Genomic DNA, 19,659 nt, shown 5'->3' on the forward strand with positions numbered 1-19,659 from the left:
GTTTTTGCGTTTTGCCAATTAGTTATTGCGTTTATTTATGAGCGCTTTTTTAAGGGTGAGGACAATGAAAGACCTATTTGATGCTGATCAGCGTTTAGTTATTTTGCGTGCCTTAAATGAGGCGGCAGGCTATAGCGCTAACTGCAGTATGTTGAGCTGTGTATTAGCAACCTACGGCCACAATATTAGCCGCGATAGAGTGCGTGCCCATATGCGCTTTTTAGAAGATGTGGGTTTGCTCACTATTGATGTGGTGGGTGATAAAACCTTGGTTGCACGGATTACTGAGCAAGGCGCTGATGTTGCCACTGGCCGTAAGTCGGTTGACGGTGTTAAGCGTCCAGCACCAGGAGGCAACTAACATGGCACGCGGCAATAAGATTGAGCGCTTACCTGAGCATATACGTGAAAACTTGCGCGAGATGCTAGGCACTAAGCAATACACTTGCCAGCAAATTGCCGATGCGATTAACGACGAACTGGCAAACATAAGTGGTGAGCAAACCGATGTTGAGTCAATTGATGACAATACGGTTTGGCGTGAAAAAAAGCGTATTGAACAAATTAGCCACGATATTAAACAAAGCCAGGCTTATGTTGAGGCGCTATCGAAACAATGCGATTTATCGAGTATTGGTGATACTGGCCGAGTGTTAATGAACCTACTGCAAAGCGCTGCGTTTAAAACAACCTCTAATTTAATGAGCCAAGAAGATCCGATTGATCCTGAAACGCTTGGTGATTTGGTTTTAAGTATTAGCCGGTTGCAACGCAGTGCAAACTATAACGCCGACTTAGAAAAACAAATTGCTGAAAAAGCCCGAAAACAAGCGTTAGCCGAGGCACAAGAACAAGCTGAAAGTGCAGCTAAAACCGCAGGCTTAAGCTCTGGCAATATTGATTTAATACGCCGAGCCATTGCTGGGGAGCGTTTGTAATGGCAATGGATACACAAGAGTTAACGTCGATTTTATTACCGTACCAGGCGGAATATGTTTGGGACCAGTCGCCCGTTATCATTTATGAAAAGTCGCGCCGTATCGGTTTAAGTTGGGGCGAGGCTGCAGCGAGTGTGCTTGATGCTGCGGCAAGTAAAGCAGCAGGCGGCATGGATTGCTGGTACATCGGTTATAACAAAGATATGGCCGAAGAGTTTATTCGTGACTGTGCGAACTGGGCTAAAAGCTTTAACGAAGTGTGTGATGACGTAAGCGAAGAGATTATTACTGATGAAGGTAAGGATATTCTTACTTATGTAATTCGCTTTGCTAGTGGCTTTCGAATTATTGCGCTGAGTTCCAGACCATCAAACTTACGTGGTAAACAAGGCCGCGTGATACTTGATGAAGCTGCATTCCACGATAATTTAGATGAACTGATTAAAGCCGCTTTTGCCCTGTTAATTTGGGGCGGTAAGGTGCGCATTATCAGCACCCATGATGGTGAAGAAAACCCATTTAATTTACTCATTAAAGAATGTCGCGCAGGGAAAAAACCATACAAGGTTTACCGCACTACATTTACAGAAGCGCTAAGCCAAGGCTTGTATAAACGCATTTGTGCCATGAAGGGCTTAGAGTGGACTCAAGAAAAAGAAAATGCCTGGGCGCAAGAAATATACGACTTTTATGGTGATGGTGCAGCTGAAGAACTTGATGTGATCCCAAGTGCAGGTGGTGGTGTTTACATTAACCGAATGCTGGTTGAACGTTGCCAGCACCCAGATAGCAAAGTCGTTCGCTTAGAAAAGCCTGATGATTTTGTTACGAACCCTGAGCGTACTCGCATAATTGATGATTGGCTGAAAGACACAATTAAACCGTTAATTGATGCCATGCCAGGTAAACGAACTGTGTTTGGGCAAGACTTTGGCCGAAGCGGTGACTTAAGTGTGCAATGGCTTATGCAGCAAGAAAGCCCTACTAAATACCACACGCCATTTTTAATTGAGTTAAGAAACATTCCGTTTGATTGCCAAGAGCAAATTACCTTTTACCTGCTCGATAATGTGCCGCTGTTTTTTCACGGCAAATTTGATAGCCGAGGTAATGGCCAATCGTTGGCAGAAAAAGCCATGCAACGTTATGGCGAAAGCCGAATTGATTGCGTGATGTTATCGCGGCCTTGGTACAACCAATTTTTCCCTAAATATAAGGCTGCACTCGAGAGCAAATTAATTACCGTGCCTGAGAGTGAAGATGTAGTGGCTGATCATCGGCGCGTTATTTTAGATAAAGGCCAGCCAAAAATGGATGATGGCCGCGACAAAGGCAGTGATGGTAAATGGCGACACGGCGATACTGCCGTTGCGGGTGTACTGGTAAATGCCGCCACTTTGGAAGAGGGCGAGCCAGCTGCAGGTGTCAATGTTCCCAAAGCTGAAAACTCAATGAATACCCGACCATCTCGCTTGCAAGGCCGAACACGTGCAGGCGGTTTGTTTAGACGAGCAATTGGCTATTTGGCTCCAACTAACAAGGTAACACTTCAGTACTTTAACGGCTCTGAATGGATATTTATTGGCAACTTTAGAAATGAGCAACTTGCTTGGATTAGTTTAGGTGGCGATGACTTCAACTATCGAACCATAAATGAAAGTGGCCAAGTGCTAACAGATAAGTCTGGGTAAAAATCAAAAACTAAGGGTGACGCTCTCAGAGCGATTTTAAGCGTTTGCAATGTGTTTTGAGTGCCATTGCACGGAAAATTTTATTTAGCGCCGCCTAGGCAAATGTAAAAGATTTACAAAAGGGTTAAAAAGCTATGTTTGGTTCAAAAAAGCGCAAGGCAAAACAAGAGGCAGAATTTGCAGCAAAAATTGCTGCAATTGTTACTGAAACAATTGCAAGCAACACTGCCGCAAATGAATCAGCTACCACATTTAAAGAAGCAGCAGGTGCTATGGCTGGCTCAATTGATGCTGATGACCACTTATATTCAAAGCTGTCTGGTGATTCTAATCGTAACTTAAGTGGGCCAACCCGAGCGCGTATGAACAAAATAGCGCCTTACCTTTGGCAAAGTAACATGATTGCTAACCGCATTATTGAGTTACCGTTGGCGTATTTATTGGCGGAAGGCGTAAAAGTCACGAATGATGATGAAGACTATCAAGCCGTCATCGATGCATTTTGGACGCACCCAATTAATAACATGGCTATTAAGCTTGAAAAGAAAGTGCGTGAGCTGTCGATATTTGGCGAGCAGTTTTATCCTGCCTTTGTAAATCCGCTTAGTGGCGAAGTGCAATTAAGCTACCTAGACCCTGCCCATGTTGAGGAAGTTATTTACGACCCGCGCAATCCAGAGCAGCCGGTTGGTGTAAAAACCAAGCGTATGACAAATGGCCGACAATACATTTATAGAGTGATCATCAATGGCCCAGAATCGGTGTTTACCAAACAAACGCAGCGATTACGTGAAGGTTTTAATGATGGCGATATTTTTTATTTTTCAATTAACAGCTTTTGCGCCCACGGACGGGGCAACTCTGATTTAACTGCGCAGTGTGATTTTTTAGATTTATACGACGACTTTATTTTTGGTGAAGGCGATCGTGCTGAAAACTCCCGGGCGTTTGTGTGGGATGTTACTTTAAAAGGCGCTGACCAAAATAAAGTAAATGCCCGAGCTGCAGAAATTCAAAGCAACCCGCCAAGACCAGGCTCGGCGAATGTGCATAACGATTCAGAAGAGTGGAAAGCAGAAAGCCCCAGCTTAGGCTCTGGCGACACCGAGGCCTTAGCAAAATTATTTAGGAACCACATGTTAGGTGGTGCGACTATGCCACCAAGTTGGTTTGCTGATGGGGGTGACGTTAACCGTGCGAACGGGGAAGCCATGGCCGAGCCGACATTTAAAATACTTGCTATGCGCCAGCGCTACATTATTTACATGCTGCACGAAATAGCGACCTTTGTTATTCGCAAGTACTACACAGCAACCATGGGCATTGAGCCAGACCGCATGGTTGAAACTGATGTGTTTAAGTCAAAGGTGGTGATGCCAGAAATGACTGCCAAAGATATAAGCCGTTATGCTGCTGCGCTGCAGCAAGTTGTGGTAGCGGTAAACCTTGGGATTACACAGGGCATTATGACCGAAGAAACGGGGTTAAGTGTGATTGCATCAATTGCGGACCGATTAGGTGTTGAGATTGACCCTGAGCAAGAGCTTATAAACGCGCAAGCTGCTATTGCCCAAAAAGCGAAAGACCAGGTAAAGGCTGACACCTTTAACGAGTTTGATGGCGCAGACGATGCAGGCGTAGATGATGACACCGAGTGAACGTACTAAGGCCTTTAATAAAGCCCGTACAGCACAGCTCAAAGCGCTACTTAAAAGTAAGCAAGGGCTTTGGGATTCGCTGTTGCGTTTGCTTGAGCTTGCTGAAGAAAACACGCAAACCATTTTACAAGGACAGCCGACAGATTGGCAGCAATGGCACTATGGCAAATTGCAGGGGCAAATTAACCAGGTGATGCTTGAATTGGGTGAGCGAAGCGCCGCACAAATTAAAGCCTTTTCACAAACTACTTGGGTGGCAGGTATTAATTTAATAGATGCCCCACTAAAAGCCGGTGGTGTAACGGTAAATGCTATGACGCAGCTTTTACAGCATCGCCAGCTTGTGGCTATTGATAATTTTATGGTTGACCGAATTAAAGATGTGTTAAGCGGTAAGGCTGATTATATTCGATCGCAACTTGGGCTTGTGATGATGGGAGCGCAAGATAGCGAAACCGCTAAAAAAGCCATAGCAGAAAGTTTAGGCGAGAAAAAGATGTGGCGCGCTAAGGCGATTGTAAACACTGAGCTTAGCCGCTTGTATAACACAGCAAGCCATATGCGCATGAACGAAATTGGTGATGCAGTACCAGGCATGGAAAAAGAGTGGCGTTTAGGTCGGCGTAAAGAACACCGCGTTAGTCACTTGGCCGCAAACAATACTCGAGCGGCTGCAAATGAACCTTTTACTATTGGGAGCATTAAGATGATGCACCCACACGACCCCAAAGCGCCGGCAAAGGAAACAGTCAATTGCAGCTGCTTTACGGTACCAGTGATGAAGCACTGGGAAGTTGATCCGAATCTGACAGTAAAAACTTAGGAGATAGAAATGACACTATTAATTTTATATGCGTATTTATTTATAGGGTTTGGTTTTGCTTTGGCATCGTGGCTAGAATCGGCTTCAAAAAATGTTAAAAGTAAAAAGAGTGTACCGGTCTTTTTTAAGGTTGGGACTATTTTTATTTTGTGGTGGCCGTTCATTGCTGTTTACTGCTACCGTGCCTATGTAAAACGAACGGTACCACCTATCGATTGGGATGCGCTTAACAAATAAGAAAACGTGTTTGATTATGATGGCAAGGTCGTTATTATTTTAAAGGGACTTTTATTATTTTGAATTAGCCATCATAAGGACACGTTAAAAATGGACCAATTAGAAAGCGTTTGGCAACAAGTATTAAAAAATAAAGATTCGGCAGCGGCATTACTAACACTTATAAATGAACATAGCGATTTACTGTATTTGTGGAAAGAACCTCGCTTTGAGAGTGAACCTCAACAATACCATGTAAAAATTATTGAAAAGTTAGATAATCCGTTTAGAGATGAAGACGATGCATTGTTTGATGAATACCAGCCTATTTTGATACCCGATATTGAAAACGACCTTACTGATTTAATCGAGAAAAGCGGCGTTAAACCCATGGACTGGGGAAATGAACTCACTTAATTTTCCTAAAACCCTTTAATTTAGCCCTTCAACAAAACCCCTTACCTTAAAGACTCATTAGCCATATTCACAACCATTGAGGGCAACATAATGAGTCTTTTTGCTTTACTTACTAAAGGCCATGCTGTTTTAGAAATTGCATCTAAAGCGCTTGAGCTATACGAAGAAGTCGTTGACTTAGGCGACGATAATAAACCTAAAACCGATGAACGTGGCAACACGCTTACCAAAAAACAAACCCGCCAAGTTAAGCCAGATGAAGTGTTCGACTATAAAGTTGAACGCGAAACAGGCGTTGTTAAAGCGTTAACTAAAGCAGGCCAACGTGTTGAAGGTGTACTTGCTGTTGCAGACCTTGCTAAAGCGGTACTTGCCAGTGATGGTGAGAATACCAGTGAGCTTACACACGCCTCTGATGATGCTGCTCAAGCATTGTTAGCTAAAGCAGAACAAGAAGCGGCAGCAAAGGCAAAAGCAGCGGCAGCTGAAGCTGATGACATTATTGCTAAGGCCAAAGCTCAAGCTAAAGCTCTTTTAGAGCAAGCTGAAAAAGACGCAGCAGCAACAAAAAAAGCGCCAGCTAAAGCTGCGGCTAAGTAAGGGGCTAAATTATGTTGACCCTTTTACCAACAGGAACCGGCTTTTTAGGCAATCGCGCATTTGTTGAGGCTAAATCATCTGATTATCACGATGTGATGACGCTTGTGACTGCAGAGCTGCGTAAGTTGCTGGCAACTAACTCGCGTGATAGCTGGGTTGATATTACGGCTTTTTATGCTGACAAAGTGGTGGTTCGTAAAGATGGCCGCTACTGGGCATACCCTTATGCGGTGAGTGAGTTAAATCAGGTGACGTTTGAAAACGCCATTGAAGTCGTCAAAGAGTACAAACCCTCTGACGTGGTTAAGTTAACCGAAGCCTGGTATGACGAAACTAAGTTTATTGAAGCTAGTAATGTTAAACCTAGTAAGTTTTTAGTGACCTTGATTGAGGTGGGTAAAAGCTTAAATGGTGTTGACTATCCAGCCCACGTTCTGCGTGAAGCAGCCCCTTTGTTTAACGGTGCTAAATGCATGGTTAAGTCTGATGACGACCATATCAAAGGCACTGCCCAACACTTTAATAACCTAATTGGCCAGTTCAGCAATGCACAATTTGTTGAAGGTGTTGGCGCAGGTAAAAAAGGTGCACTGCAGGCTGATTTAACTGTGCTTGAAAGCTCGGGTTATGCCACTAAATTGCGCGAAGCCGTTGATAACAATATGCAAGACCTGTTTGGTTTAAGTATTGATGTGGATGGTACGGCCTCTGGTAAAAAGGGCAGCCGCACAGCTAAGAAGTTCCTCAAAGTTAATTCCGTCGATTTGATCATGGTACCTGGTGCAGGTGGTCGGATCGTGTCATTTAAAGAAGCTCATAATCAAGGCAATGTCATGAATGAACAACTAATGCGCCTAATCGAAGCGCTTAAAAAATCGAACCCTCAGCTTGCAGCATCTGTGACAGCTGAAGATGATGAAACAGCCATTGTGCAATTAACTGAAGCACTGGCTAAACACGGTGCCCCTGATGCAGGCCAAGGTACAGGTTTAACACTTGCAGACGTAAACAAAGTGATTGCAGACAGCCAGCGTTTGGTTGAAGCAAAGCAAAGTGCTGTGGCTTTAATTAATAAGTCGACTTTGCCAGACGCCGCCAAAACGCGCTTGGTAGAAAGCGTGCAAAGCAGCGAAGACGTAAGCACAGATAAGGTGCAAAAGCTGATTGATAGTGAGATTAGCTATTTAAGCAAGTTTACTGAGTCGGGCAAAGTGAACATGCCTGAAGGCGCGCAATACTCAGATAACCCAAGCGGTGTAGAGCTGCTTACCGCACTATTTGATCCGGCTAATAAAGACGTAGTGAGCCTAAAAGAAGCTTACATTGATTTGACGGGTGATAAGCACTGTACAGGTCGTTTAAACGACTGTAGCCGCACGCGAATGGTCGAAGCGCTTGATAGTGATAGCTTACCGAATGTGCTGGCCGATGTAATAAACCGCCGTGTGGTTGAAGTGTACGGCAGCTTAGAAAAATACCAGTTATGGCGCAAAGTGTTCCGCATTGGTACTGCAACTGACTTTAAAGATCAGAATGTGACTGAATGGGGTGGCTATGGCGACCTACAAGATGTGCTTGAAAGCGGTGATTACCAAGAACTTGCAAAACCTACCGATAGCAACGCGAAATACCGTGTGAGCAAAAAAGGTGGTATTGCAACCATCACTATGGAAATGATTAAAAATGATGACCGCAACATCATTACGCAAATTCCTAACAAGCTGGCTCGTGCCGCTGCGCGCACACTTAGCAAATTTGCGTGGGATTTCTACCTAAACAACCGCAATGCCCCTGATGGCAAAGCACTGTTTCATGCTGATCATAACAACTTGTTTAGTGCTGCACTAAGCCAGGAAGAGTTAATGGTGCATTGGCGCGCCATTATGAACCAGCAAGAGCTTGATACTGGCGAGATGCTAGAAATTGAGCCAGCGTTCTTGTTGTGTTCGCTGGGTAATGTAGATGCAGCCTTTGACTTGTTCCAACGCTTGCAAAACAACGACAAGGGTTTTGCGCAGCAATTAAACCTTGAAATTCTGCGTGTGCCTGGTGCGACTGATCCAAATGATTGGGGCTTAATGACCGACCCTAGTGAGCTTGCCAACTTTGAAATGGGCTTTTTAGACGGCATGGAAAACCCTGAGATTTTCACGCAAGACATGCAAAACGTGGGCACTGTGTTCACGAACGACCAAACCACGATGAAAATCCGCCACATTTACGGTGGTCAATGTACTGACTACCGTGGTGCGACTAAAGCGCTGGTTCTTTAATTCCTTGGTTCCTCTGGTGATTGGATGACACGGTTGCGCACGGATGCGCTTTATAAGGTGTTTTAACTATGTATGCAGACAGACTCCCAGCTTATGTACAAGACCAAGCAGGCATTTTAAGCGCTGATGAAATTGCCAGTGCCTATGCCGATATGCTGGCGAAGTACCAAAAAGATACGGGTAACGTTGAGATTGCTGCAGAGCATGTGGATGCCTGTTTAAAGCTCGCAGCGGCAAGCTGCATTGATAAGTTGGCCACGTATTACGCCAACGATGATAACAGTACGATTTCAAGCGATAGCGTTGACCACGGCACTAAAGCCGACAGTTTCAGACGCATCGCTAACGGTTACCGCAGCCAGTATGCGGCGGTTGTCGTTAATGACAATAAAAGCAGTGCGCATGGTAAGGCTGTGCAACTGCCTAAGCGCCAACGGTTGCGCTAATGCCTCTGCGAATTACAGCAAAGGGCTTTGATGCATTGACTGAGCTTTGGCAGCACTCACCGGCAATGGTGCAAGAGCAGCTCTCGAGCGCAATGAATGAGTCGGTGGCTTACGCACAGTATCAAGTAGTTAGTAGAACCCCTTTGGGTAGCGGTGATGGTGGCCACTTAGCCGCCAGTATTAATAGTGAAGTTTTAATAAACCCAGCTGTGAGTATTGGTTATGTAGGTACTAGCAAGCTTTACGCTGAAGCCGTAGAGCTTGGCACTAAACCACATATGCCACCAATTGAACCCTTAGTGAATTGGGTTGAGGCGGTGCTTAGCCTTGAAGGTGATGAAGTAGAACGAGTAGCGACATTGATTGCATTGAAAATTAATGCGCGTGGTACGACTGGCAAATTGATGTTTAAAGAAGGCCTTGAGGCCAGTGAGCCATATATACAGGCACGGTTTAACGAAGCAATGAAGTTGATGATTAATAAGTTGGGTGGCGCAAATGCTTAACCAGGTAAGAACGGCGATTTTGAATGTGCTCAATAGTGCAAATGTAGGGACCTTTTATAAAAAAGAGCGCTTTAGCAAAAACACTCAAGACCTAAAAACCATGTATGCCCAAGGTGATGCTATTAGTGGCGGGTATATCCGTTTAAAGCGCCGTAAACGCCAAAACCCGTACGCCACTAGAACAACGGTTGCTTATACCTTTGATGTGGTTTTTTTAAAGAGCTTTGTAGATGACGAAGACAGCCAAGAGCACTTTGAAAATGCCATTGAATCTTTAGATGACGCATTTGCAGGTGATCCATTACTTAATGATTTGGTTGATGACCTGGACGAAGGCGACGACACAGGGCTGATTTTAGATGACCACTCGCCAGTGATGTTTTGTGGTGTGTTGTGTCATCAGGCGCGTATGCGTTTAACAGTGAATGTAAGTAGTTAGGAGAGCAGCATGAACGAAAAGCCAAGCCAAGGCGGCAGCTATATAAAAGACGCCAAAGGTAAGTTAAAGCTCGTGGCCAGAACACAGCCTGAGAGCACAGCTAAAAAGCAAGCGAACAAAGTTGAAGACAAAGGTGCAAGCAAATGAAATGGTCACAAACCAGCCTATTAGCGGCAATTGAACAAACGTATGGCACGTTGCCTGGTGCAATGCTTGCCATGCTAACTAAAGATATTGAGCTACGCCCACTTGAAGGTGAGGAAGTTGAGCGCGGTTTAAATACGCCTTACTTAGGCGCTGAAGAAAGCATGTTTACGAATGAATATGCGGGTATCAGTTTTAAAGTTGAACTGGTAGGCAGTGGCACATTAGGCGTTGCCCCAGCGTGGGGACCATTAATGCGCGCCTGTGGTATGGCTGAAGTTATTGTGGCTGATACCAGTGTTGAGTACACACCTATTTCAGATGCACCTGAATCAGTGGCTATGCACTTTCAGCTTGGTCGTAATAAGCACACTTTGTTAGGTGCACAAGGCAATGTGAGTATTGAGCTTGAAAAAGGCATTCCTTATTTATCGTTCGATTTTAAAGGCCTTTATGTTGCGCCTGAAGATAACGCATTACCAACCGCCGACTTTAGTGCATGGCCTAAACCTATTCCGCTGGGCGCAGGACGCACCACTGACTTTTTATTGCATGGCTTTGAAGTTGTGCCGTCGAAACTTAGCATCGATGCAGGCAACGAAGTGGAGTTTGATCCAACGCTTACTACGGCAAAGATTGAGTTTTTAGACCGCGCAATGTCTGGCTCGGTCAATATTGCTGCGCCTAATGTCGCTGATATTGACTTTTTTACTCGAGCAAAAGATTCGACAACCGGCAATCTGCAAATTAAGCACGGCCCTGCAGGTGGTCACCGCGTAACGATTAGCTGCCCTAAAGTGCAAGTGAAACAGCCTAAGTATGTTGAGCGCACTAAAAAGGCAGAGCTTGAAATGGCCTTAGCTATTTTACCGCAAACAGGCAATGACGAGTTTAGCCTGTTACTTGATTAATTCGTTTTAAAACACTTTTACACCAGGAGAAAACAATGGCTTTTTCAATTGTGACAATGCAGAACGTGCAAGTTCATCAGCCCGTTAAGTTTACCTTTGATGGCAACAGCCACGAGTTTACCGCTCAATTTAAGCTACTTGATGATGACGCAAACGAAGCACTTGCCGAAAGTGGAGACCACGAAATGATTAAGCGCGTGCTCGTTGACTGGGGTGATGACTTTGTTGATGAAAACAATAAGCCACTGCCATTTAACGATGACAATTTAGCTAAATGTTTAAAGGTGAGTTGGTGGCGAACAGCTGTGCTTGATGCCTACTTTATTGCAGTGGCTGTGGCTGGCAGAAAAAACTACTAGAGGCTGCCCGCTATTGGGTAGCCGACGAACACCCCGACACCAAACATTTACTTGAAGTTTTAACCCAGCAAAAAGCACCCAAGGAAGTCATTGACCAAGTAAAAGCGCAAAACAAAGAGAAATATTTTGATTTGTACAGCTGTAATGCTGAAGCAGTAAATGCGTTTTTAATGGTTGAAACACAATGGCAAGGAGAAGGACGCGGCCTTGATTATGGCAATGCTGAAGTCGCTTGGCGGCTAGCTGGGTTAAACATTACCCCTGATATTTTTAAAAAAATTCAGGTGTTAGAAGTAGAAGCAATGAACGCAGCACGAGAGCAGCATGAGCAGATATAACTTAAGTTTAAAAGTACTGTACGATGGCAAAGCAATTAGCCAGGGTACGCGTACGAATACAAACGATATACGCTCGTTACAACGACAAGCGCAGCAGCAAGTTGCGCAAAATCGTGCGCTTGAGTCTAGTAATAATAGTGTTGCACGCAGTTATACCAGCCTTGCCACTGCTGTTGGTGGCTTTATGGCTCTTAATTTTGCACAGCAGCAAGTGCAAAACATTGGTCAGATCCAACTACTTAATGCCCGTTTGCAAGGGCTAACCACTTCAAGCCAAGAATACGCCCAAGTGCAGAATTACTTGATTGAGATAAGTAATAAGCACAATAAAGTTTATTCAACCATGGCTGATAGTTACGCCAGAATTCTTACTTTACAGAAAGCAAATAAGCTATCTGCCGAAGAAGGACGTAAGGTTCTTGAAGGTACATCAAATGTTGCCGCTAAAATCGGTGCATCTAATACTCAGCTAGAACAAACCATGTATGGCTTTGCTCAAGCAATGGATTCTTCAATAGTACGTGCAGAAGAATTTAATCAAGTGGTTGATCCGTTACCTGGTTTGATAACTGAATTAGATAAAGCTGCTGGCCTTGTGTCTGGTGGCTTTAGGCAGATGGTTCTTAGCGGTAAAGTAACCAACACCTTTTTTAAAGATACCTTTATCAAAGCACTAGGTGAGTATGAGGGGGCTGCACAAAGTATTGCATCTACCGTACCCGCCGCGCTTAATCGAACTCAAACAGCCTATGAGCAATTAATAAACCGTATAGAACAACCAGTGAGTTTTGCACTTGTGCCAGCAATTGATGCTGCAACTACGGTATTAAATGAGCTGACTACAAATCAAGACTTAATTGATAATCTAACAACAGCTGCAACTGCGCTGGCTATTGTTATTGGTGGAAGATTAGCGACCAGCTTAACAGTAAGTGCAGCTAGCATGGCCAGAGCAACAATAGCTAAAGCTCGACTTGCTCAAGAAACGGTAAAAAATACAGCTGCAGAGCTTGCTTCAGCTCAAGCAAATATGCGTAAAGTGCAAACTTTGGTTGCAATGACTGGCGCGGCAAATGTGTTAGGCCCTGCAAAAGCACGGTTAACTGCTGCAACGATTGCACATACAGCTGCTGTGCGCAGTTCGAATATAGCAATGCGTGCACTGGGCGGCACTATGGGACTTTTAGGAGGTCCTGCTGGTTTAATTATGTTGGCTGCTTGGGGGATTTATGAATTTGCATCAAATGCGGACGATGCAACTGATTCTGTAAATAAACTTAAAGACGCAAGTAAAGATTTAAGCCCTTATGCAAACTTAACCGGTAAACAAGCACAAGGCTTATTGTTGCTAGCTCAAGGGCGTTTAAAGGGTGCAATTCAGCTCGCAGATGAAGCAAGGCAACGTTTTAATAACCCGTTCTTAAAGGGTAAGTTTGAAGATGTTGAAGCAGCAGAAAAACGTGTAACAGATCTTAAAAATGAGATAGTTGCTTTACAGGCTGTTGTAGGGAAAAGCACGACTAAGAAGCCTGAACAAGGGCAAAGCCCAAATGATCTATCGGATTTTCAAAAAGCGAATGCCTCTTACCAGCAGCGCTTAGCCTTGCTTGGTAAAAACACTGAGCTAGAAAAACTTAATTATGAAATTGCCAGTGGTAAATACGCCAAGTTATTACCCCAGCAACAACAAGAACTGCGCAACCTTGCCAGCTTGATTGATGAGAAAAATAAGCAAGCGGATATTGAAAAAGACTTTACGCAGTTAACAGAAGACCTATTGACTGAAGAAGATCGTATTCGTCAGTCTTATACTCGTCGTACAGAGATAGCTAGAAATGCGCTCGATGAGCAAGGCAAAGACTCTGCACGTTATGCTGAAATTGAGCTACAGCTTCGCCAGCAACGTGATGCTGCATTAGAAAAACTTGAATCAGACAAACAAGCGCGTGAAATACAGCGCCAGAATGAAGCCCGCCAACGTGAAGACCAAATTCGTCGCGATAGATATGAAACTGAAATTGCTGAGTTGCAAGGGTTTCATAGCCGTATTGAAGCTGAAGAGGCTGCGCATGAAGACCGTAAACGCGCTGTTCAACTTAGATATGCAGGTAACTATGGCCAAGTAGTCCAGCAGTTCGTTGATTTTGATCGTGCCAGTGGTAATGACCGTGTTGCCATTGGTTTAGAAATTGGTGAGAACCTAGCTGGCCAATATGCAACGCACAGTAAAAAGGCTTTTAAAGTTCAGCAAACACTGAATATTGCTAAAGCTTTAATGAGTACTTATACAGCTGCAGCTGCGGCACTTGAATTGGGGCCAATTGCTGGACCAATTGCTGCAGGTGTGATTACTGGCCTTGGTTTGGCTCAAGTTAAATCTATAAAAGATCAAAAACCACCTGGTTTCCAATATGGCGGTTACACCAATAGTAACAAGCTGATTGAGATTGGTGAGCGCAATACGCCTGAGCTTGTAGAGCTAAATGGCAAACATTATTTAGCTGGCGGTAATGGTGGCCGTGTGTTTAACCCTAGCCAAATGAAAGCGGCAGGAGCTACCGGCACAGCTGCAGGCGCAACTAACGTAAATGTAGTAATAAGACTTGTTGAAGATGCAAGCCGTGCTGGCACATACGAGAAAACACGCTCAGAAAATGGCGACGAACAAATTAACTTATTTGTTTCTGACATTCGAGGCGGTGGCCCTATGTCTGAAGTGCTAGAACGCACTTATTCAAATATGCAGCGCACGGGAACCTAAGATGATCAATTACCCAAGTTCGCTGCCTTTACCACGTTTAAAAGATGCAGCTTATAAGCGACAACCAAACATTCTTCGCACAGAAATGAGCACTGGCCGAGCACGCCAGCGCCGTAAGCATTTAAGTGTACCAACTCATATGGAAGCAACTTGGCGCTTAAGAAAAGACGAAGCGACAGTGTTTGAGGGCTTTGTTGATCATGGAGTGAATTTAATTGACTGGTTTTTGATGGATATTTTAACGCCTCGAGGCGTTGTTAAGCACCAGGTGCGGTTTATGAAAGATCCACTCGAGAACATGAAACCAATAAGCGCTTTGGTGTGGCAATACCAGGCGCAGATTGAAATGAAAGAATATAAAGCAGCGAGTGAGGAAGAGGCGGCTATAAGCTTAGTGAAACCTCACACAGTAGCTAGCTTTGTTGGCTCACTATCAAGTTCGATAAATAATTATTTGGAATAGTAAAATGGCTGATTTTTTGGAATTAACCGATAACTTTGAGAAATCGGTTTCACAACTAAATGAAATTCTTCAAGGCGATGAAAACACAACTGTAGAAATTAACGGTGTTCAAAAGCCAAGTATAGAGAAAAAAACAAAGGACACTGTTGATTCTAAAGTTCAATTTGTTTTAGATGCCGCAGCAGATATTGATGCAGTAAAATATGCAAGCACTGCAGCAGGGATATCGGCAACTTCATCAGGTCAGTTTTTCACAGTAGTGAGTGGGAATGATGCTAGTTTTCTTGATCTATATGAAAATCAAGGCGGTTCAGCTGTTTTTAAAAAATCGTATCCTTCGCAAGCTGCACTAAAAAATAGTGAGTTGGTGGGCACATCAAGCTGGGTTGGTAAAACAAGCGAAGTTATGAGCAGCTACCCACGTTGTTATGATTTAATTAATGCTATTGAAACGATAGAAACGGTTAATGTTCCGACTGACACAACTTACTACATTTCCATTTTTATGAAAGACGATCCAACGTATAAATATCGTTTTTTCATCAGAAATGATAATGGCGATTCTTGGACATTAGATGGTGACATTTTACCGGCCGACCAAGACCCAACGGCAGGGCCTGTAACAATAAAGATAACGCGTTCAAATTCATATTTTCTGGTCACCTTGGATTACAGAAAGTTAGATAGCACATTTTTTTATAGTACTCTTACGCCGTATATCACGATTAACCCGAGTTTAATTAAAAGCTCGAACAGGTCTACAGACATTGTCAGAGCTGCGCATAGTCCTTATGGTGTCTTTGAGCAAACAACAGCTATCGATCCAAACCATGCTTTGCATTCTGAAATTTTAAAAGTATTTAGCGGTGTCTTTTTTAATACAGAAAAAATCATGGGGACTTACAAGTTAAAACAGCTTTTAAGACCCACAGCGACAACGGTAAGAATTCACATTACAGATGACGAAGGGAAAGATTATGACTCTGGTACAGTAACAACAGCGAACAATGCAATTGTTCGTTGTAAGGGAGAAAATAGTGCCGACTTCATTGATGTTAAAGTGAACTTAAATGCGTTGACTAAAATTGGCACGTATTATTCTTCAACAGAATCTATCTTTACATTCGCAAACCAAGAAGATAGTTCACATGTCGTTAAAGCACTTAAAAAGCTTCAGCTTAACACCGCTATAGATACATCAATTAGTGATATATCAAAAGAAAGCGCCCAATCTCTTTCTGATGCAATAAAGGGCTGTAAGATAACGGGCAATGCAACAAAAGTAGGCATTAACTCAATGTCTATTAACCATCAAACATATAAGTATGATTTATGGATTACAGATGGTACGGGATTGATAGCTAAATTTACTGGTGTTCCTTCAGTAGATGATGTTACTGGATATAGTTATTTAAAGTGCTACCCACAAAACAACTCAGGCGTGACCGTTGAGCTTTTAATTGATTACACGCTACTACCTAACAACGTTGTGTATATAAACAACTCTGATGCAGCAACTTACATTTGGTTAAATAAAGCCCCATTTGGCACATACCAAATGAAAGAAATTGCTGATTACAACTTACGAGTTACAGAGTCGCCAGTTTGGGCAAAGAAAACTGTATTTCTCAATAAAACGGCATACGCTCTTAAGAACGCAGTTAAAGCAATCGTAGATATTGATATTAGAAATGTAGATGTCACTAAAAGCTACACCGTTGCTGTATTGACAAAGAATGATCAAACTTATGATACGCGCCTTGTAATATCTATTGATGGTGTTTTAAAAGGGTACTCAATACTGTCGGCACCTAATGCAGATGGTCTAACCGAAATGAAAGCTACAAGCGGTGAGCTTGATTTTACAGCGTGGGTTGACTTTAGACAGTTAGAAGATGGTGTATTAATAAATGGTGCTAACAACAGTATCATTATTGACCCCAATTACATCTCACCCAGACGATCGTTAGATTTACCAGAAATTGACCTACCACCAGTGATGCCTGTTAAGGACAATATTAGGCTTAGCGCTATGGGTTCGTCTATTACGTGGGGCTCTGGCTATGTAGGCCAGTACAGTTATCTAGGCTCGTTTGAGAAGTATTTAAGAGAAACGCTATCCACCACATTTGTGGGAAGAGATCTAAATACTAATGTGACAATGAACGTATTTGAGACAGAGCACGCTTGTTATTCTAGCGTAATATCAAAAATAGATGGTGTTGGTGCATACATTGAAGGTGAGATGTATTGCAATGAAGTAAGCATTGCACTCGCAAAGGAACGTGGTAATGCCAACGCGTGTATTGTAGCGCTTTATATTGATGATGTTTTACATGATACATTTGATACATTAAACGCTGAGTACTATGAAGAGAATAAAACGCTTAATTTTGCAGGGAACGGTGAAGACTTACTCTACAGCTTAAATTCTGCATTTACGTTCAATCACGTTGTAACTGTCGATAATGTAGAGTTAACGGGTGGCATTTATAACGGTGGTTATGGCGGAACAATGCCAGCCAGTTGGGATTATATGATTTTGCGTAAAACCGACACCGTAAATGGTGAAGTAAAAGTAAGTCATTTTATCCAGTTTAAGAATGCGCCAGCTAATAGCAGTTCAATTGCGGTAACCTTTGATGTGGGTGAAACCATCAAAGAAGGTAAAACAACGATTGGAAATATTAGCAAGGGAATAGGCTCAGGTTTAGAGTCATCATATGGTAGCGGTGGTACATCATACGATCCGGCGAATCCAGTTGGCCTTTCAAGTGGTTTAGACTTTAGACAAACCGATGACCGTGCGATTTCCACTTGGCGCTTTGATACTTATGCTAAGCGTAAGTTTAAATTTGTGATTACGGAATTACATTCGCTCGCGACTAGTTTAACGCCTTCGCTGTTTTTCAGTTATGTAACGAACAGAGCTCACTTTATACAGAATGCTGGTATTGGTGGTTTTAAAGCGAGCAACTTCCTTTCTGCGAGCACACTTACTAATCTTAAGCATGTTAAACGTTTTCGTCCTAACGTTGCTTATTTGGAAAGTGGCACCAATGATGATTGGGTAGTGAGTACGTTCAAGGCTTATAAAACACAATCAGGTATAACAAGACAGCAACTAGAGGATGGTATTTCATCAATACATATGAATGCCCTTGCTGGTAGTGATGATAACTTCACAGTAGAAAGTTCATTTGTTAATGCGTTTGAAGTTAACCCATTCTCAATAAAGCTAGAGCCTGATGCAACCTATGACAACATAGAAAAAGGTGATGTCATAACGATTGGTGAGTATGGGTTAGACATTCGCAGAACGGCCACTCGAGTAGTTGACTCGTGGGACAGCGTAAATAAAGTTGTGACTTTCACAAAAGAGTTACTACCAAGTGACTTCATTCAGTTTGAATCACTTGATGATGTGGTTGGTTCGCCTTGTCAAATTCGTACTATTGACCCTTGGGTTGATAACGTTCGTAGCGTGATGAACGATCTGACTGAGAACTTAGATGATGCGAATGTTTACATAGCAACATGTGGCGTTCCTTTCTTAAACACCAGACGACTTGCTGGTTATAAAGAAAAAGCACTAGCTCTGAGCAAAGAGCTGAAACTTCCTTTCATTGATTTCTACGATGAGACACTGAAATGGCAGTACAATCAGCCTGCATCAACCGCTTTATATCTAAATAGCTCAAAAAGCACTGTTTCAACGGGTATATCTGAATACGAACTTAAAAAAGAAGATGGTTCAAGTGTAATGGAATACGCGCCTCAAAATATTAAGGTCTATGTTAATGGTGTTGAAAGACTCAGAAATATGACGTTAAAGGGTGGTGTTAAAAAGTCGTGGGATAATTCAATAGCAATACCAACGCTTAGTAATGCCAATTGGATTTATACTCCGCTGACTTTACTGTTTACTGATGATATACCTCCAGTTGGAGCAACTATAGAAGTGTTTATAAACTTCGATAAATGGGCTGCTGATAACTGTCACCCACAATCAATTGGTTATAACCTTCTTGCAGAAGCGCTTATTAAGAAGATGGTAGGATAGATTTTGTCTAAAGTTCTTCAAACCCTTTACGCTAGTGCCCCAACGAATGACTTGCCAATTCACTCATTAGAATTGCAAGCCCCTTCGTTTGGGGTGATCCGTGTTTGTTCTGGTTATGATGATGTTACCGCCGGAATTGAAGGTGGTGAGATGGTTGACTTTGAAGCGTGCGCATTAGGGGTTTCTTTACCTGAGCGCTCAGTAAAAGGCCGCCAAGATTTGCAGTTTCAATTAGACAATATCACTGGCCAGTCTTTACAGGTAGTTGAGACTGCATTTGAAGCAGGTGACAAGATAAAGATAACTTATCGTGTTTACACAGCTAGCTATTTAGATGAGCCAGGCGAACAAGCACTCAAAATGACCGCAGTGAGTGTAAAAGCCAATGCTCTAAGAGTTAACGTTGTAGCATCGTTTAACGACTTAGTAAATGCAGCTTGGCCAACTGACCGATACACACCAGATTTTGCGCCAGGCTTAAAGTACTTCAGTTAACTATGAACCATCTTAATGATTACATAACTGTCCCATATGTTTGATCTGGTCAAGCTAGGCCGCACACTTTTTCCTTACACTTTCAAACTCAATTGGCGACATATCATTTAATGAAGTA

At 43.0% G+C, this 19,659-nt stretch carries 20 protein-coding genes; all 20 read left to right on the plus strand.

Annotated features, from left to right (window positions below):
* Positions 1 to 64: 64 nt before the first annotated feature.
* The 20 genes from ACSFVZ_RS18765 (at position 65) to ACSFVZ_RS18860 (ending at position 19,541) form a co-directional block, all read left to right on the plus strand.
* Positions 65 to 361: a VpaChn25_0724 family phage protein gene (locus tag ACSFVZ_RS18765; protein ID WP_029773186.1), complete on the plus strand. Its 297-nt coding sequence runs from the start codon at positions 65 to 67 to the stop codon at positions 359 to 361.
* Position 362: 1 nt separating this feature from the next.
* Positions 363 to 938, plus strand: a complete 576-nt coding sequence (locus ACSFVZ_RS18770) for a phage protein Gp27 family protein (protein WP_029773185.1) — start codon at positions 363 to 365, stop codon at positions 936 to 938.
* Positions 938 to 2,629, plus strand: a complete 1,692-nt coding sequence (locus tag ACSFVZ_RS18775) for a hypothetical protein (RefSeq protein ID WP_435559412.1) — start codon at positions 938 to 940, stop codon at positions 2,627 to 2,629. Before ACSFVZ_RS18770 ends, ACSFVZ_RS18775 begins: the two co-directional genes overlap by 1 nt.
* A gap of 134 nt (positions 2,630 to 2,763) precedes the next feature.
* The gene (locus ACSFVZ_RS18780; RefSeq protein WP_230237643.1) at positions 2,764 to 4,287 is read left to right on the plus strand and encodes a hypothetical protein; all 1,524 of its coding nucleotides are present in this window, start codon (positions 2,764 to 2,766) and stop codon (positions 4,285 to 4,287) included.
* The gene (locus tag ACSFVZ_RS18785; RefSeq protein WP_435559413.1) at positions 4,274 to 5,110 is read left to right on the plus strand and encodes a putative phage head morphogenesis protein; all 837 of its coding nucleotides are present in this window, start codon (positions 4,274 to 4,276) and stop codon (positions 5,108 to 5,110) included. Before ACSFVZ_RS18780 ends, ACSFVZ_RS18785 begins: the two co-directional genes overlap by 14 nt.
* A gap of 9 nt (positions 5,111 to 5,119) precedes the next feature.
* A complete protein-coding gene (locus ACSFVZ_RS18790; RefSeq protein WP_435559414.1) occupies positions 5,120 to 5,347 on the plus strand; it encodes a hypothetical protein in 228 nt (75 codons plus the stop codon).
* Between the two features lie 90 nt (positions 5,348 to 5,437).
* The gene (locus ACSFVZ_RS18795; RefSeq protein ID WP_029773180.1) at positions 5,438 to 5,743 is read left to right on the plus strand and encodes a hypothetical protein; all 306 of its coding nucleotides are present in this window, start codon (positions 5,438 to 5,440) and stop codon (positions 5,741 to 5,743) included.
* 90 nt (positions 5,744 to 5,833) lie between these two features.
* Entirely contained in the window at positions 5,834 to 6,343 is a 510-nt protein-coding gene (locus tag ACSFVZ_RS18800) for a hypothetical protein (RefSeq protein ID WP_435559415.1), read from the plus strand.
* 11 nt (positions 6,344 to 6,354) lie between these two features.
* Entirely contained in the window at positions 6,355 to 8,616 is a 2,262-nt protein-coding gene (locus ACSFVZ_RS18805; protein WP_435559416.1) for a phage major capsid protein, read from the plus strand.
* A 68-nt stretch (positions 8,617 to 8,684) separates the two neighbouring features.
* Positions 8,685 to 9,062: a hypothetical protein gene (locus ACSFVZ_RS18810; protein WP_188730626.1), complete on the plus strand. Its 378-nt coding sequence runs from the start codon at positions 8,685 to 8,687 to the stop codon at positions 9,060 to 9,062.
* Positions 9,062 to 9,568: a hypothetical protein gene (locus tag ACSFVZ_RS18815; RefSeq protein WP_435559417.1), complete on the plus strand. Its 507-nt coding sequence runs from the start codon at positions 9,062 to 9,064 to the stop codon at positions 9,566 to 9,568. The genes ACSFVZ_RS18810 and ACSFVZ_RS18815 overlap by 1 nt, the downstream gene beginning before the upstream one ends.
* A complete protein-coding gene (locus ACSFVZ_RS18820; RefSeq protein WP_435559418.1) occupies positions 9,561 to 10,007 on the plus strand; it encodes a hypothetical protein in 447 nt (148 codons plus the stop codon). Before ACSFVZ_RS18815 ends, ACSFVZ_RS18820 begins: the two co-directional genes overlap by 8 nt.
* Positions 10,008 to 10,016: 9 nt before the next feature.
* Positions 10,017 to 10,154, plus strand: coding sequence for a hypothetical protein (locus tag ACSFVZ_RS18825; RefSeq protein ID WP_164835558.1), 138 nt, complete (start codon positions 10,017 to 10,019; stop codon positions 10,152 to 10,154).
* On the plus strand, positions 10,151 to 11,062 hold the full coding sequence (locus ACSFVZ_RS18830; protein WP_253039571.1) for a phage tail tube protein: 912 nt from the start codon (positions 10,151 to 10,153) through the stop codon (positions 11,060 to 11,062). The genes ACSFVZ_RS18825 and ACSFVZ_RS18830 overlap by 4 nt, the downstream gene beginning before the upstream one ends.
* 35 nt (positions 11,063 to 11,097) lie before the next feature.
* The gene (locus ACSFVZ_RS18835; protein ID WP_188730618.1) at positions 11,098 to 11,421 is read left to right on the plus strand and encodes a hypothetical protein; all 324 of its coding nucleotides are present in this window, start codon (positions 11,098 to 11,100) and stop codon (positions 11,419 to 11,421) included.
* A 170-nt stretch (positions 11,422 to 11,591) separates the two neighbouring features.
* A complete protein-coding gene (locus ACSFVZ_RS18840; RefSeq protein WP_435559419.1) occupies positions 11,592 to 11,759 on the plus strand; it encodes a hypothetical protein in 168 nt (55 codons plus the stop codon).
* On the plus strand, positions 11,746 to 14,520 hold the full coding sequence (locus ACSFVZ_RS18845) for a tape measure protein (protein ID WP_435559420.1): 2,775 nt from the start codon (positions 11,746 to 11,748) through the stop codon (positions 14,518 to 14,520). Before ACSFVZ_RS18840 ends, ACSFVZ_RS18845 begins: the two co-directional genes overlap by 14 nt.
* A 1-nt stretch (position 14,521) precedes the next feature.
* Positions 14,522 to 14,983 (plus strand): hypothetical protein, encoded by a 462-nt coding sequence (locus tag ACSFVZ_RS18850; protein WP_435559421.1) that lies wholly within the window; start codon positions 14,522 to 14,524, stop codon positions 14,981 to 14,983.
* Positions 14,984 to 14,987: 4 nt separating this feature from the next.
* On the plus strand, positions 14,988 to 19,046 hold the full coding sequence (locus ACSFVZ_RS18855; protein WP_435559422.1) for a hypothetical protein: 4,059 nt from the start codon (positions 14,988 to 14,990) through the stop codon (positions 19,044 to 19,046).
* Positions 19,047 to 19,049: 3 nt separating this feature from the next.
* Positions 19,050 to 19,541: a DUF1833 family protein gene (locus ACSFVZ_RS18860; RefSeq protein WP_435559423.1), complete on the plus strand. Its 492-nt coding sequence runs from the start codon at positions 19,050 to 19,052 to the stop codon at positions 19,539 to 19,541.
* Positions 19,542 to 19,659: the final 118 nt, after the last annotated feature.

Source organism: Pseudoalteromonas nanhaiensis (assembly GCF_051235485.1).
Lineage (GTDB): Bacteria > Pseudomonadota > Gammaproteobacteria > Enterobacterales > Alteromonadaceae > Pseudoalteromonas > Pseudoalteromonas lipolytica_C.